At 71.3% G+C, this 14,899-nt stretch carries 15 protein-coding genes; 6 read left to right on the forward strand and 9 right to left on the reverse strand.

The genetic code is table 11. From position 1 onward, the window contains the following. Positions 1-27 precede the first annotated feature (27 nt). Positions 28-1,071: a winged helix DNA-binding domain-containing protein gene (locus tag WFJ36_RS00965; RefSeq protein WP_336642460.1), complete on the forward strand. Its 1,044-nt coding sequence runs from the start codon at positions 28-30 to the stop codon at positions 1,069-1,071. A gap of 91 nt (positions 1,072-1,162) precedes the next feature. Here the strand turns inward: WFJ36_RS00965 and WFJ36_RS00970 are convergent, their stop codons facing one another. After that, the gene (locus WFJ36_RS00970; RefSeq protein ID WP_071328117.1) at positions 1,163-2,605 is read right to left on the reverse strand and encodes an XRE family transcriptional regulator; all 1,443 of its coding nucleotides are present in this window, start codon (positions 2,603-2,605) and stop codon (positions 1,163-1,165) included. Positions 2,606-2,714: 109 nt separating this feature from the next. On the opposite strand from WFJ36_RS00970, the gene WFJ36_RS00975 reads away from it, so the two are divergent. Continuing rightward, positions 2,715-4,577 carry a phosphoenolpyruvate carboxykinase (GTP) gene (locus WFJ36_RS00975; protein WP_442927800.1) on the forward strand — a complete coding sequence of 621 codons (1,863 nt, stop codon included), beginning with the start codon at positions 2,715-2,717 and terminating at the stop codon, positions 4,575-4,577. Positions 4,578-4,829: 252 nt separating this feature from the next. On the opposite strand, the gene WFJ36_RS00980 is transcribed toward WFJ36_RS00975, so the two are convergent. Both WFJ36_RS00980 and WFJ36_RS00985 read right to left on the reverse strand, forming a co-directional pair. Further along, on the reverse strand, positions 4,830-6,716 hold the full coding sequence (locus WFJ36_RS00980) for an ABC transporter ATP-binding protein (protein WP_336642461.1): 1,887 nt from the start codon (positions 6,714-6,716) through the stop codon (positions 4,830-4,832). 76 nt (positions 6,717-6,792) lie between these two features. After that, positions 6,793-6,999 (reverse strand): hypothetical protein, encoded by a 207-nt coding sequence (locus WFJ36_RS00985; RefSeq protein WP_060923460.1) that lies wholly within the window; start codon positions 6,997-6,999, stop codon positions 6,793-6,795. A gap of 221 nt (positions 7,000-7,220) precedes the next feature. On the opposite strand from WFJ36_RS00985, the gene WFJ36_RS00990 reads away from it, so the two are divergent. After that, positions 7,221-7,607 carry a type II toxin-antitoxin system VapC family toxin gene (locus tag WFJ36_RS00990; protein ID WP_292788903.1) on the forward strand — a complete coding sequence of 129 codons (387 nt, stop codon included), beginning with the start codon at positions 7,221-7,223 and terminating at the stop codon, positions 7,605-7,607. 50 nt (positions 7,608-7,657) lie between these two features. Next, positions 7,658-8,278 carry an HAD family hydrolase gene (locus WFJ36_RS00995; RefSeq protein ID WP_336642462.1) on the forward strand — a complete coding sequence of 207 codons (621 nt, stop codon included), beginning with the start codon at positions 7,658-7,660 and terminating at the stop codon, positions 8,276-8,278. 66 nt (positions 8,279-8,344) lie between these two features. Here WFJ36_RS00995 and WFJ36_RS01000 read toward each other — a convergent pair whose 3' ends face one another. Continuing rightward, positions 8,345-9,805, reverse strand: a complete 1,461-nt coding sequence (locus tag WFJ36_RS01000) for an MFS transporter (protein WP_336642463.1) — start codon at positions 9,803-9,805, stop codon at positions 8,345-8,347. Positions 9,806-9,950: 145 nt separating this feature from the next. Here WFJ36_RS01000 and WFJ36_RS01005 point away from each other — a divergent pair, with 145 nt between their 5' ends. Together WFJ36_RS01005 and WFJ36_RS01010 are read left to right on the forward strand one after the other, a co-directional pair. After that, positions 9,951-10,448, forward strand: a complete 498-nt coding sequence (locus WFJ36_RS01005; RefSeq protein ID WP_336642464.1) for a metallophosphoesterase family protein — start codon at positions 9,951-9,953, stop codon at positions 10,446-10,448. Then, positions 10,445-10,948, forward strand: a complete 504-nt coding sequence (locus WFJ36_RS01010) for a GAF domain-containing protein (RefSeq protein ID WP_292788909.1) — start codon at positions 10,445-10,447, stop codon at positions 10,946-10,948. Before WFJ36_RS01005 ends, WFJ36_RS01010 begins: the two co-directional genes overlap by 4 nt. An 8-nt stretch (positions 10,949-10,956) precedes the next feature. Here WFJ36_RS01010 and WFJ36_RS01015 read toward each other — a convergent pair whose 3' ends face one another. The 5 genes from WFJ36_RS01015 to ribD form a co-directional block, all read right to left on the reverse strand. Next, a complete protein-coding gene (locus WFJ36_RS01015; RefSeq protein WP_071328707.1) occupies positions 10,957-11,316 on the reverse strand; it encodes a Fe-S protein in 360 nt (119 codons plus the stop codon). An 85-nt stretch (positions 11,317-11,401) separates the two neighbouring features. Beyond that, the gene (ribH, locus tag WFJ36_RS01020; RefSeq protein ID WP_025103903.1) at positions 11,402-11,875 is read right to left on the reverse strand and encodes a 6,7-dimethyl-8-ribityllumazine synthase; all 474 of its coding nucleotides are present in this window, start codon (positions 11,873-11,875) and stop codon (positions 11,402-11,404) included. Next, a complete protein-coding gene (gene ribA / locus WFJ36_RS01025) occupies positions 11,872-13,140 on the reverse strand; it encodes a GTP cyclohydrolase II (RefSeq protein WP_336642465.1) in 1,269 nt (422 codons plus the stop codon). Before ribA ends, ribH begins: the two co-directional genes overlap by 4 nt. Further along, entirely contained in the window at positions 13,137-13,823 is a 687-nt protein-coding gene (locus WFJ36_RS01030) for a riboflavin synthase (protein WP_336642466.1), read from the reverse strand. Before WFJ36_RS01030 ends, ribA begins: the two co-directional genes overlap by 4 nt. Beyond that, positions 13,823-14,881, reverse strand: coding sequence for a bifunctional diaminohydroxyphosphoribosylaminopyrimidine deaminase/5-amino-6-(5-phosphoribosylamino)uracil reductase RibD (gene ribD, locus WFJ36_RS01035; protein WP_336642467.1), 1,059 nt, complete (start codon positions 14,879-14,881; stop codon positions 13,823-13,825). The genes WFJ36_RS01030 and ribD overlap by 1 nt, the downstream gene beginning before the upstream one ends. Between the last annotated feature and the right edge of the window lie 18 nt (positions 14,882-14,899).

Genomic DNA, 14,899 nt, shown 5'->3' on the forward strand with positions numbered 1-14,899 from the left:
GGGGTGGGTCGCGGCATGATGAGGGGCATGAAGACCTCACAGTGGCGGGAGGAGCGGCTGCGGTGGCAGGGGCTGACCGCGCCGGAGGCGGACGTGGCGGGAGCGGCGGCGCGGCTGCTCGCGGTGCAGAGCCAGGATTTCACGGCCGGACGGTGGGCGCTGGCCGTGCGGACGAAGGGCGACGCACGCCTCCGCGACGTCGACGCCGCATTCGACCGTGGGGATCTCGTCCGGGCCTGGACCATGCGGGGGACGCTGCACACGATCCCCGCGCGCGACCTCGGCTGGGTGCTGGAAGTCACGGCCGCACGACAGCAGCAGCAGGCGGCCTCCCGACAGCGGCAGCTCGGCATCGACGACGCCATGATCGACGCGGTCGTCCGGGAGCTCACGCCGCGGCTCCGCGACGGCGGCCTCACCAGGGGCGAGATCTTCCCGGTGCTCGAGGGCATCGGCATCGACCCCTCAGGGCAGCGCGGCATCCACCTGCTGTTCGCGCTGACGGTCTCCGGCGTGCTCGTGCAGGGGCCGGTCGTGCCGCGGGAGGGCATCACGCGGGAGCAGCGGTTCGTGCTCGCGGCGGACCACATCCGCGATCACGCCCGCCCGGAGGACTCGCTGGCCGAGCTGTTCGTCCGCTACGTCGAGGGTCACGGGCCCGCGGGGGTCGCAGACTTCGCGTGGTGGTCGGGGCTGACGCTCGGGCGGTCTCGGGAGGCGGCGGAGCGCGCGGCGACCCGGGTGAGCGAGGTCGAGGACGGGGTCTTCGTCGGCCGCACCCCGCCCCGGCGCGCGGCGGGCCGTCCGTCCGTGTTCGCCCTCGGAGCCTTCGACGAGTACTACATCTCCTACGCCGACCGCACCGTCGTCTGCGCTCCGGAGCACCTCCCCGCCGTCGGACCGGGGAAGAACGGGATGGTGAGGGCGACCGTGGTGGAGAACGGCCGCGTGATCGGCTGCTGGACCCACGCCGCCGCCGCCCACACCACCCCTCCCACGCTCTTCGAGCCCCCCGAAGATCCCGCCGCCGTCCCCGCCGCCCTAGCCCGCTTCGCCGCCTTCCTCGCTTGACCTGTCGTCGACCCACCCCTTTCCGCGCCTCCCGGCCCCCTACGCCCGCGCGTAACGGGCCGGGGCGCACGTAAGGGGGTGGATCGGCGCGTCACTCACTCGCGTGGCGGCCCAGGAAGTTGTAGACCTCGTTGTCGTCCACGCCGGGGAACATGCCGCGGGGGAGCGGCGAGAACATGTGGGTGTGCACGCGGGCGCTCGGCCACGCCCGGCCCTTCCAGCGCTCCGTGAGCTCGGCCGACGGACGACGGCAGCACGCCTCGTCGGGGCAGGTCGACACGGCCCTGTCGTTCGTCTCGCGTCCCCGCCACCACCGGGCGTCGTCGAACGGCACGCCGACCGTGACGGAGAACTCGCCCTCGCTCGACGAGCCGGTCTGCGTGGAGCACCAGAATGTGCCGGACGGGGTGTCCGTGTACTGGTGGTGCTCGACGGTGCGGTTCTGCTCCGTGAAGGCGGAGCGAGCCTGGAACTTCCGGCACACCCGCTGTCCCTCCACCGCTCCCGTCACGTCCATCGGCAGGGGCAGGTCGTCGTTCTCGTAGACCCGCGTGATGGCGCCGGTCGAGTCGACGCGCAGGAAGTGCAGCGACATGCCGAGGTGCTGCGTGAGGAGGTTGGTCATGCGCATGCCGGCGGCCTCGTGCGTCACGCCGAAGCCGTCGCGGAAGTCCTCCACCGCGAGGTTGCGATCCTTCTTCGCCTGCTGCAGGAAGGCCACCGCGGCGGTCTCCGGCATCAGGCAGCACGCCGCGAAGTAGTTGATCTCCAGGCGCTGCTGCAGGAAGTCGGCGTAGTCGGTCGGCGGCGTGTGCCCGAGCAGACGGTGCGCCATCGCCTGCAGCGCCATGGACCGCAGGCCGTGTCCGCCGGGGATGGACGCCGGGGGCAGGTAGATGCGGCCGTTCTCGAGGTCCGTGACCGAGCGCGTCGAGTGCGGCAGATCGTTGACGTAGATGAGCTCGAAGCCGAGCTTCTCGGCCATGATGCTCACCGTGCGGTGGGTCAGGGCGCCCTGCGAATGGCCGGCCGCCTTGAGCTGCTTCTCCGCGAGCTTCTCGATGTCCGGGAGGTAGTTGTTCTGCGCGCGCATCCGCAGGCGCAGCTCCGTGTTGGCGCGACGGGCCTCCTCCGGGGTCGCGATGGCCTCGCGCTCGCGGCGCTGCAGCTCGCGGTGCAGCCCGAGGATCGACTCGATGGTCTCGTCGCTCATGCCCTTCGTGACGCGGACGGGAGAGACCCCGAGCTGACGGAACACCGGACTCTCCTGCGCCCGCTCCAGCTCGATCTCCAGGGCCGCGCGGCGGTTCGGCGGCTCGCCGGAGATGAGATCGGTCACCTCTGTGCCGGTGGCCTGCGCGATCGCCTGGAGGAGCGACAGCTTGGGCTCGCGCTTGCCGTTCTCGATGAGGCTGAGCTGGGAGCCGGCGACCCCGACGAGGGCTCCCAGCTCGTCGAGCGTATAGCCCTTCTCCAGGCGGCGGTGCCGGATGCGGTGGCCGAGGGTCGTGAGGTGGATGCCGGAGGACGCCATAGTTTGAGTCTAGCGAAAGAAGTGTGATTCTTATCGCTCGATTTGGCCGAAAGTCCGCGCCGAGGGCGAAGAAGATGGAAGCAACGCCCCACACTTCGAAGGAGCAGTCATGGCCATGGCCGAAGTTCTCACCCCTCGCACGTCCCCGGTCGCCCCGACGCGCACGTTCGGCACCGCTCCCTCCTACGACACCCCCGCGATGGCGGAGCTCGCCGCCTGGGTCGAGGAGATCCGCGCGCTGACGCAGCCGGACGCCGTGCACTGGGTGGACGGTTCGCGCGCCGAGAACGACTGGCTGCTGCGCGGACTCGTCGATGAGGGCAAGCTCATCAAGCTGAACCCCGAGTGGCGTCCCGGCTCGTACCTGGCGCGCTCGCACCCCAGCGACGTCGCCCGCACCGAGGCGCGCACCTTCATCGCCTCGGAGCGCGAGGAGGACGCCGGCCCCACCAACAACTGGGCCGACCCCGCCGAGATGCACGCGAAGATGGACGAGATCTTCGAGGGCTCGATGCGCGGCCGCACGATGTACGTCGTGCCGTTCTCGATGGGTCGCGTCGGCGGGCCGCTGTCGCACATCGGCGTGCAGATCACCGACAGCGCCTACGCGGTCGCGTCGATCGGCATCATGACCCGCGTGGGGGACGAGGTCACCCGCCAGATCGCCGAGGGCGCGCCCTGGGTCAAGACGGTGCACTCCGTCGGCGCTCCGCTGGAGGCGGGCGAGCCGGACGTCGAGTGGCCCTGCAACGACGACAAGTACATCGTGCACTTCCCCGAGACGCTCGAGGTCTACTCGTACGGCTCGGGCTACGGCGGCAATGCGATCCTCGCGAAGAAGTGCTTCGCGCTGCGCATCGCGTCGGTGATCGCCCGGGACGAGGGCTGGCTCGCCGAGCACATGCTCCTCATCCGCGTGATCGACCCGCAGGGCAAGGCGTACCACGTGGCCGCCGCGTTCCCGTCGGCCTGCGGCAAGACGAACCTCGCGATGCTCCGCCCGACGATCCCGGGCTGGAAGGTCGAGACCCTCGGCGACGACATCGCCTGGATCCGTCCCGGCGAGGACGGACGGCTCTGGGCGATCAACCCGGAGGCCGGCTTCTTCGGCGTCGCGCCCGGCACCGGAGAGTCGACCAACGTCACCGCGGTCGAGACGCTGTGGGGCAACACGATCTTCACCAACGTCGCGCTCCGCCCCGACGGCGACGTGTGGTGGGAGGGCCTGACCGACGAGGCGCCTGCGAACCTCGTCGACTGGGAGGGCAACGACTGGACGCCCGACTCCGGCCGTCCCGCGGCGCACCCCAACTCGCGTTTCACGGTGTCGGCGGCCCAGTGCCCGCAGATCTCCGAGGACTGGGAGGAGGCCGTGCCGCTCGACGTCATCCTCTTCGGCGGACGCCGCGCGAGCAACGTGCCGCTCGTGGTCGAGGCCACCGACTGGACCCACGGCGTGTTCCTCGGCTCGAACATCTCCTCCGAGCGCACGGCGGCGGCCGAGGGCACGCTCGGCGAGCTGCGCCGCGACCCCTTCGCGATGCTGCCGTTCTGCGGCTACAACATGGCCGATTACTTCGGTCACTGGCTCAAGGTCGGTCGCGGCCTGCGGTTCGACCGTGCGCCGCGCATCTTCCAGGTGAACTGGTTCCGCCGTGGTGCGGACGGCCGGTTCCTCTGGCCCGGCTTCGGCGACAACTCCCGCGTCGTCGACTGGATCATCCGCCGCGTGGCCGGCGACGTGCCGGCGGTGGACAGCCCCATCGGACGCCTGCCGCGCGTGGAGGACCTCAACCTCGACGGCCTCGACATCCCCGCGGAAGACCTCGACGAGCTCTTCTCGGTCGACCCCGAGGCGTGGAAGGCCGAGGCCGACCTCACGGAGGAGTTCTACGACACGTTCGGCGACCGGGTGCCCGCAGCTCTGCGCACCGAGCTCGCGTCGCTGCGCTACCGCCTCGCGAAGGCCTAGCCCCCAGACCGGTGCCGGTTCGGGGGAGCCGGCACCCTCGGCCTCCGGGTCGAGATAGACCCGCGAAGACGGGGCATCAGAGACGAACCCATGGCTGAGTGGTCTCCGACGCCCCGCCTTCGTGGCACTCACTCCCGTCGAGACCCCGGTTTCGCGTCGAGACCCCGCCCCGCATACGCGCGGAAGGCGGGGTCTCGGCGGAAACGCGGGGTCTCGGCGGTGGACAGAGGGAGGGGAGGGGGGAGGGGGGAGTCAGGCGAGGAGCTGGTGGCGGGCGAGGTCGCGGTAGAGCGGGGTCGACTCCACGAGCTCGGCGTGGGTGCCCTGTCCGACCACCACGCCGTCCTGCAGCACCACGATGAGGTCGCTGTCGACGACGGTGGACAGACGGTGCGCGATCACGACGAGCGTGCGATCCGTGGCCACCGCGTCGATGGCCTCGCGCATGCGCTGCTCGTTCACGCCGTCGAGCGACGAGGTCGACTCGTCCAGCAGGAGGATCGGGGCATCCGTGAGGAGTGCCCGGGCGATCGCGAGCCGCTGCCGTTCGCCGCCGGAGAGCATCACGCCGTCCTCGCCGACCGGGGCGTCGACCCCGAGGGGGTTCCGCTCCAGCACGTCGCCGAGGTTCACGGCGCGGAGCACGCGCTCGCAGTCCGCATCGGTGGCGTCGGGGGAGGCGAGCCGCAGGTTCTCGGCGAGGGTGCCGGCGAGAGTCGGGGCGTCCTGCTCGACGTAGCCGAAGTGGGCGCGGAGCTCGTCCCGCGCGTAGGTGCGGGTGTCGTGTCCCTTCAGACGGATGGAGCCGCCCGTCGGGTCGTAGAAGCGCTCGATGAGGGAGAGGATGGTGCTCTTCCCCGCTCCGCTCGGACCGACCAGCGCCACCCGTGCCCCCCGAGGGACCGCGAACGAGACCCCGCGGAGCACCTCGTGGTCCTGCGGGTCGGGGGCGGCCTCGGCCTGGTCCAGGTGTGCGTCGGCGAGCAGGGTCTGCGCCTCTCGCGCGGCGGCGCGGCGGGCGGCGACGACGTTCTCCGGGTAGCGGAAGCGCACGTCGCGGAACTCCAGGGCGGGGGCGTCCGCACCGGGCTCCTCGTCACGGGGCAGAGCGGCGGCGGTGGCCGCGTCGTCCTGGGTCTCGGTGGGCAGGTCGAGGACCTCCTGGATGCGGCCGAGCGCGCCGAGGGCCTGGTTGACGGAGGTGATCGCGCCGAAGGTCGAGGCGAGCGGCATCACCAGCAGGAAGAGGAACATCACGAACGAGATGAGGGCCGCGATCGAGATTGCTCCGGCGGCGACGCGGAAGCCGCCCACGCCGAGCACGACGAGGAGGGAGAGCTGGAGGGCGATGCCGGCGACCGGCACCACGAGCGAGGAGATCTTCGCGATCCGCACGCCGATGCCGTACGCCTCGGAGGCCCGCTCCGTCACCGCCGCGGTCTCCCGCTCGGTCGCGCCGGAGGCCCGGATGGTGCGGATGGAGCCGACGGCCCGCTCGACACCCGAGGCCAGCTCGCCGACCTTCTCCTGCTGGGCGGTGGACGCCGTGCGGATCCGGCCGCTGAGGGCGACGACGACCACGACCGACACGCCGATCACCACGACGATGAGCAGCAGCAGCACGGGGTCGATGAGCAGCATCGCGATGAGCGCCCCCGCGAAGAGCACGACGTTGCCGACCGCGTCGGCGAGCCCCTGCGTGAGGACGGCGTAGAGCAGCGTCGTGTCGGTGCCGACGCGGGAGACGAGGTCGCCGGTGCGCCGTGCGTCGAACTCCGACGTCGGCAGGTGCAGGATGCGGGCGATGAGCTTGCGGCGGCTGGAGTACACGACCGCGGTGCCGGTGCGCTGCAGGAGGTAGTGCTGGAAGCCGGAGATGATCGACGACACGATCACGAAGCCGACGAGCAGCCACACGAGCACGCCGATCGTGCCGTCCGATTGCACGGCTTCGATGACCTGTCCGACGAGGAGGGGTTGCACGAGCGAGGTCGCGGCACCGAACACGCTGAGGACGGCGACGACGACGAGGGTGCGCTTGTGCTCGAAGAGGAAGGGCAGGAGCTGGCGGAAGGTGGCGCGGGGCCCGTCGGCCGGTGCGCCCCGTCCGCGTCGGCGTGCTGTCGCCGTGCGGGACATGGGGGACCTCGATCTGGAGATGGTACATCGACCGTACTCGGGGGACGGTCGTTTCCTATGGGGCGGCTGTATGGGCTCAGGTGCGGCCGAAGCGCCGATGTGCCGCCTGCTTCGTGACGCCGAGGGCGCTCGCGATCGCCTGCCACGAGTAGCCGCTCGTGCGGGCGCGACGGACCTGGGCCTCTTCGGCGCGGGCGAGCTCCTTGCGCAGCGCGGCCAGGCGGTGGAGCTCGGCGAGGGGTTCGCCGCCCTCGGCCGCGGCGATGGTGGTCGGTTGAGACATGGGGACCTCCTTCGCGTCAATATTCGTTGACGCGGCGGGCCCCTGTCAAGAAGTGTTGACGAGCACGTTGACTATGTCGCGCGCGAGCTGGAAGACCTCGTCCGGTACCGCAGCAATGCGCAGGTTCTCGAGGCGTCCCGGGCACGGGCGCGCGCCGCCGGCGTCTCCCTGACGCGTGAGAGCATCCTCACCGCCCGTGATCGCGAACGGGACGAGCGCGAGTGAGCGGGACGTCGGAGGCGGTCGTGCTCGATGCCTCGGCCGCGATCGAGGCACTGCTCGGCGAGGAGGTCTGGACGCACGGCGAGGAGTTCCATGCACACACGGGTCTCGACATCGAAGTCCTGTCCGTGCTGCGCCGACTCACGATGCTGTCCTCGATGCCGGCACACGCTGCCCGCGAGGCCCTCGATGCATTCGGGGCGCTGCAGATCACCCGCCATCCGCTGCGCCGGCTCATCCCGCGGATCTGGTCGCTGCGCGAGGACGTCTCCGCGTACGACGCCGGTTATGTCGCGCTCGCGGAGGCCCTCGACGTCCCGCTGCTCACGGCCGATCGCCGGCTGGCGAAGACGGCGGGGCGGTACTGCGACGTCGTGGTGCTGTGAGCCTCTGCGAGCCGATAACATGCCATCCGCTCCACCGCTAGGGTGAGCGGATGCCGGAGAAGTGGATCCTGTTCGACGTCGGTGGCGTACTCGAAGTCGTCGACGATGACGCCTGGCAGGACCAGTGGTGGGCCCGCTGGTGCCGTGAGGCTGATGTCACGCGCCAGGAGGCGGACGAGCGCCTGGCGGCTGCGGCGCTCCCGCGGATCGACCTCGAAGCGGGAGTGGCTGAGGCATTCTGGGAGGGGCTCGGGGCGGTGCTGCGTCTCGACAGTGACCGCCAGGCGCAGATGCGTGCGGACTTCTGGGATTCGTACTGCGGTCATGCCGACTCGGAGCTGATCGCGCACGCCGCGACGTTGCGGGGACGGGCGAGGGTGGCGATCCTCTCGAACTCGGCGGACGGCGCGCGCGAGGAGGAGGAACGGCGCTATGGGTTCTCTGCGGTGTTCGATCCCATCTGCTACAGCCACGAGCTGGGAGTGGCGAAACCCGACGGCCGGGCGTACCGCAGCGCGCTCCAACAGATGGATGCGGCCCCGGAGGACGTCCTCTTCATCGATGACCACGTGGAGGCCGTCCGCGGCGCCCATGAGATCGGGATGTCGGCGATCCTTCACCGGAGCACCGCGCAGACCATAGCCGCCATCGAGCAGTTCCTCCGGGCCTGAGCCCAGCCGGACAGCGAACGGCGCCCGTGTCCGAGGACACGGGCGCCGTTTCGTCGTTCGGTCGGCCTAGAGCTCGACCGCGGAGGCCAGACCGAGGTCGTCCTCGTAGTCGTGGTCCTTCGTCTCCGGGGTGAAGATGAGCGCGATGAACGTCAGCACCGCCATCGACGACAGGTACAGTCCCACGAGCCACGGCTCGCCGCCGACAGCCGCCCACAGGGCCACCGCGATGAACGGCGCCACGGCCGCACCGAGGATCGACGACACGTTGTACGCGATCGCGGAGCCGGAGTAGCGCACGTTCGTCGGGAAGAGCTCCGGCAGGAGGGCCCCCATCGGCCCGAACGTCGTGCCCATGAGCATGAAGCCGAACACGAGGAAGGCCTGGGTGAGGGCCCCGGTGAACTTCGGGTCCGCCTGCGGGAGCAGGAAGATGTTGAACGACAGGCCGAAGACGACGATGAGTCCGGTGACCCACAGCAGCAGCTTGCGGCGTCCGATCGCGTCGGCGATCGGCCCGGACAGCAGCGTGAAGATGCCGAAGAACACGACGCCGATGATCTGCATGAGCACGAAGTCCGTGTAGCCGAAGCCGAGGCCCGGATAGAACTGCGCCGCGAACGCGCTCGGGTCGAAGTCTTTTCCGGTCGCTTCCGCCGCAGCACGGGCGGCGGCCGAGGCGGTCTCGAGGTCGGCGGCCTTCGTGCCGTAGGTGAGCGTGAAGTTCGTCATCAGGTAGAACAGCACGTAGGTCGCCAGCATGATGAACGTGCCGAGGATGAGCTGCTTCCAGTGGTGCCGGAACACGGTCGCGAGCGGGAGCTTGCGGATGGCCCTGGTCTTCTCCGCCTTCTTGAACGTGTCCGACTCGACGAGCCGGAGCCGCACCCACAGGCCGATGATGACCATGACGGCGGAGAACAGGAACGGCACGCGCCAGCCCCAGGAGAGGAAGGCCTCCGACTTCAGCGCCGGGTCCTCCGGGTGGGGGAGCGCGAAGTTGATGGCGAGGAAGATGCCGTTCGCGATGATGAAGCCGAGCGGCGCGCCCAGCTGCGGGAACGAGCCGTACCAGGCGCGCTTGCCCTTCGGGGCGTTCTCGGTGGCCACCAGCGCCGCGCCCGACCACTCGCCGCCCAGCGCGAAGCCCTGGGCGAGACGGAGGATCAGCAGGAGCAGCGGGGCGACCCAGCCGATCTGCTGGAAGGTGGGCAGGAGGCCGATCACGAAGGTCGCGATGCCCATGGTGAGGAGCGATGCGACGAGGGTCGCCTTGCGCCCGAACTTGTCGCCGAAGTGCCCGAAGATCACGGCACCGATCGGGCGGGCGACCATCGCCGCGCCGAAGACGGCGAACGACGACAGCAGCGACGCGGTGTCGTTCGTGCTCGGGAAGAAGAGTGTGGGGAAGACGAGCACGGCTGCCGTCGCGTAGACGTAGAAGTCGTAGAACTCGATGGTGGTGCCGACGAGGCTCGCGGTGATGACGCGCGAGCGGGGGTTCGCGGGTGTGGTGGCGGTGCTCAAGGGGTCTCCGATCCTCCGCCGGTATACCAGCGGACTCGGGCGAGTCTACGCCTTCCTGAGAGTTGGCTGGACGTTCATGACGCGATGGTGCCGAGCGCGTCGGTGCCGCCGCGTAGAGTCGGGGAAGACCGGCCGGAGGGGGACCATGACCACGCGGATGCTGCTCCTCGCCGACACGCACGTCCCGAAGCGGGCGAAGCGGCTGCCGGACGCGGTGCTCCAGGCGATCGACGAGGCCGATGTCGTCGTGCACGCGGGGGACTGGGTCGATCTCGCCACCGTCGAGCTGCTCCAGGCCCGCGCGCGCGTGCTCCACGGCGTGCACGGCAACAACGACGGCCCCGAGATCCGCCGGGTGCTGCCGGAGATCGCGCGGTTCACCGTGGAGGACACCGCCGTCGCCGTCGTCCATGAGACGGGCGCCGCGACCGGGCGCGAGAAGCGGATGGACCTGGCCTTCCCCGACGCCGGCCTGCTGGTCTTCGGGCACTCGCACATCCCCCGGGACACCGTGACGCCGAACGGGCTGCGCCTGCTCAACCCGGGCTCTCCCACCGACCGGCGACGGCAGCCGGTGCACACGATGATGCACGTCGTGGTCGACGGGCGCGATGTCGAGGCGACCCTGGTGCCGCTCCGATGACGGACGACGGAGCCGACGGGCCGATCGCCTACCGGGCGCCGATGCGCTCGCGCGACGACGCCGTCGCCCCGGGGGTCGCGGTCGAGCGGGCGCTCGCCGGCGGGGTGTGCGGCATGGGCGGGCGGCTCGACCGCGAGCCCCGCTCCCTGACCGCGGCGCTCGCGGCCGTCGATGCCCGTCATGGCGAGCGAGCGGCGCGGCGGCTGGAGCGGTTCGCGGCGCTTCCGACGGGAACCCTCGTCTGGACGCGGGACGTCGACGGGTACTTCTGGCTCGGGACGCTGACGGGGCCGTGGCGCTACGACGACGATCCGGCGGCGGTGGCGGCAGACCTCGTGCACGTGCGCGACTGCACCTGGTCCTCGCGCCCGGTGGCAACCGCCGACGTCCCGCCGGGCGTCACGGCCACGTTCGCCCGCGGCGGACGCAACGGCCAGCGCATCCGGACGGCCGGGGCCGCGGAGCAGTCAGCCGCACTCTGGGAGCGCGGCGTCCGCTGATCCGCGCCTCAGCGCCAGATCGCGGCGATGGCCGCGTTGACCGCGGTGAGGATGCCCACGAGCCAGAAGATCGCCGGCGGCACCACCTGGTCGCGCTTCTGGCGCGCCGTCCCGATCCCGAGCAGGGCGCCGATGGCGAGGAGGATGACGAGCTTCGTGCCGATCTTGGCGTAGTTCATCTCGACGCCTTCGGGGAGGCCCCACGGGGCGGCGAGGGCGAGGCCGGCGACCGCGGCGATCGTCATGCCGATGGTCATCAGACGCGTGAACACCCGCTTGCCGCCGAACGCCTGCGCCGCCCAAGCTCCGAAGAGCACGGCGAAGCCGATGAGGTGGACGAAGAGCACGATGTGGCGCAGGGTCTCCATGCCCTCACCGTACGAGAGTGCGGCGTTCCGCGCCACCAAGGCACGCCTGACCTCGCGCCCGCGATCGGGCGCGAGGTGGAGGGAGTCAGCCGCGCAGCTCGCGGATCACGAGGGCGGTGCGCAGCGCCGCGTCCGCGGCCTCCGCGCCCTTGTCCTCCTTCGAGCCCTCCAGGCCCGCGCGGTCCAGTCCCTGCTTCTCGTCGTCGAGCGTGAGCAGCCCGAACCCGACCGGCTTACCGGCATCGAGGGAGACCCGGGTGAGGCCGTCCGTCGCCGCCGCCGAGACGTACTCGAAGTGCGGCGTGCCGCCACGGATGATGACCCCGAGGGCGACCACCGCGTCCGCACCGCCGGCGAAGGCGGCCTGTGCGGCCACGGCGAGCTCGAACGAACCGGGCACCCGCACGAGCCGATGCGTCGCCCCCGCCTCGTCGAGTACCCGCTGCGCACCGGCGATCAGGCCGTTCGAGATCACCTCGTGCCAGGTGCCGGCGATCACGACGACCTCCAGCCCCCGCCCGTCGATGTTCCCCGTCTTCGGTGCTCCGGCGCCGCTCATTCCTCGTCCTTTCCTGCCGCGAGAGCCTCGGCGAGCTCTGCCTCGCCGATGATGTGGCCCATGCGGTCGCGCTTGGTCTCCAGATACTGATGGTTGTTCGGGCCCACGCCCACGATCAGCGGCACCTGCTCGACGACGTCGAGGCCGAGCTCGCGCAGCTTGTTCACCTTGTCGGTGTTGTTGGTGAGCAGCCGGACCTTCGAGACGCCGAGGTCGGTGAGGATCCCGGCCGCTGCCGCGTAGTCGCGGGCGTCCGCCGGGAGGCCCAGCGCCAGGTTCGCGTCGACGGTGTCCAGGCCGTCCTCCTGCAGGCTGTAGGCGCGCAGTTTGTTGATGAGCCCGATGCCCCGACCCTCGTGCCCGCGCATGTAGATGACGATGCCGCCCTCGCGGTCGATCGCGTCCAGCGCGGCGTCGAGCTGCGGCCCGCACTCGCACTTCTGGGAGCCGAATGCCTCGCCGGTCAGGCACTCGGAGTGCACGCGGACGAGCGCGGTCTCGGTCGGCTCGCCGGACACGACCGCGATGTGGTCGGTGCCGGTGACGCGGTCCTTGTAGGCGAGGAAGCGGAACGTGCCGTGGTCGGTGGGCACGGTGGCGTCGGCACGGAGGCTCACGCGGCGTCCGCGCTGGGCGGCCGGTGTCGCTCCGTCCGGGTCGATCTCGTTGAGATGCGCGATGAGCTGCTCGATCGTGATGACCGGCACGCCGTCGCGGGCGCCCAGTTCGAGGAGCCCGGGAAGTCGCATCATGCTGCCGTCCTCGGCGACGACCTCCGCGATCGCGCCGACGGGCCGGAGCCCGGCGAGCTTCATGAGCTCGACCGCGGCCTCGGTGTGGCCGCTCCGCTCGCGCACGCCGCCGTCGACGGCCCGCAGCGGCAGCACATGGCCGGGGCGGATGAGGCTCGCAGGGGTCGAGGACGGATCGGCCAGGACGTTGAGGGTGTGCGCGCGGTCGCTCGCGCTGATCCCGGTCGTCACCCCGTCCGCGGCGTCGACGCTCACGGTGTAGGCGGTGGAGCGGGCGTCTTCACTCGCCGCGACCATGGGCGGGAGGTTGAGGCTGTCCGCGAGGTCGGTGGGCATCGGCGCGCAGAGGAAGCCGGACGACCAGCGCACCGTCCACGCCACCCACTCGGGGGTGGCGAGCTCGGCGGAGAGGACGACGTCGCCCTCGTTCTCGCGGTTCTCGTCGTCGGCCACGAGCACGGGCCGGCCGGCGCGCAGCGCCTCCAGGGCCTCGGGGATGGTTGCCAGGCTCATCGCGAGCCCCCTTCCGGTGCGGCGCGGAACGCGAGCAGCCGCTCGACGTGCCGCGCGAGGATGTCGGTCTCCAGGTTCACGCGGTCGCCGACCGCGCGGGTGCCGAGGGTGGTCGCCGCCAGCGTCTCCGGGATGAGCGACACCTCGAACCAGTGCCCGCCCCGGGTCCCTGAGCCGTCCGGGGTCCCTGAGCCCTCCCGGGTCCCTGAGCCTGTCGAAGGGGTCGCAGGGCTCACCGCGCTCACGGTCAGCGAGGTGCCGTCGACCGAGATGGAGCCCTTGTCGACGACGAGCGGCGCGAGGTCGTCCGGGAGGCTGATGCGGAGCACGCTCCACTGCGCGCCCGGGCGCACCTCCAGCACGACACCGGTGCCGTCGACGTGGCCCTGCACGATATGCCCGCCGAGCCGCGCGCCGACGGGCATCGCCTTCTCGATGTTGACTCTCGTGCCGATGATCGCCGTGCCGAGGGCCGCGACGTCGAGCGTCTGCTTCATGACGTCGGCGTCGAAGGTCTCCGCGGTGGAGCCGACGACGGTCAGGCAGACGCCGGAGACCGCGATCGACTCCCCGTGCACGGCGTCGGCGGCCGCCTTCGGGGCGCGGACGGTGAGCCGCCAGCCGTCGCCCGACTCGGCGATGGCGGTGATCTCGCCGATCTCCTCGATGATTCCGGTGAACATCAGAGGCTTCCCTCCTTCTCCGGGCCCGTGTGGTCCGGGTCGTCCGCGTCCGCAGGATGCGCGATCGCGAGCAGGTCTGCGCCCAACGGCAGCCATTCGTCCACGACGAGGCGACGCGCCTGGTCGATCGAGCGGACACCGATGTCGGTCACGGCCAGGCGGCTCCCGCCCAGGAGGACCGGGGCGATGTAGGCGAGCACACGGTCCGCGAGTCCGGCGGCGAGGAAGGCGCTGGCGAGCGTCGGGCCGCCCTCCACGAACAGCGTCTGGATGCCGCGCGCGTGCAGCGCGGCGAGGACCGCCGACAGGTCGTGCGTGTCGAAGAACACCGGCGTGTGCGGATGACGGTGCACCGCCGCATCCGCAGGGGTGGGCCGCGCGCCGATCACGACCGGGACGGGCTGATGCGGAAGGAGCTCGTCGCCGGCGCGGGCGGTGAGCGCGGGGTCGTCGGCGAGCACGGTGCCGGTGCCCACGACGATGGCGTCGGCCTCGGCGCGTCGCCGGTGCACGTCGGCACGCGCCTCGGCCCCGGTGATCCATTGGCTGGTGCCGTCGTCCGCTGCAGCCCTGCCGTCGAGGCTCTGCGCCCACTTGACGGTGACGTGCGGACGGCCGCGTCGCGCCGCGAAGAGCCAGTCGCCGATCAGCGCGCGTGCCTCCGCGGCCCGTTCGCCGGACTCGACGCTGACGCCCGCGGCGCGCAGCCGCTCCGCGCCGCCGCCGGAGACCTCACCCGGGTCGTCGAGGGCGTAGACGACCCGGGCCACCCCGGCCTCGATGAGCGCGAGCGCGCACGGACCGGTGCGACCGGTGTGGTTGCACGGTTCGAGGGTGACGACCGCGGTCGCGCCGCGTGCAGCGCCAGGGGCGAGCTTCGACAGCGCGTCGACCTCGGCGTGCGGAGTGCCGGAGCCCCGGTGCCAGCCCTCGGCCAGCACCTCGCCGTCGGGGGAGAGGAGCACGGCGCCCACCTGCGGATTGACTCCGCGGGGGCCTCGGGTCGCGAGGGCGAGCGCGCGATCCATCGCGCGGCGCTCTGTCGCGGTCACTGCCATCCGTCGTCCTCTCTGCGG

The sequence above is a fragment of the Microbacterium sp. MMO-113 genome (genome assembly GCF_037148555.1).
Taxonomy (GTDB): domain Bacteria; phylum Actinomycetota; class Actinomycetes; order Actinomycetales; family Microbacteriaceae; genus Microbacterium.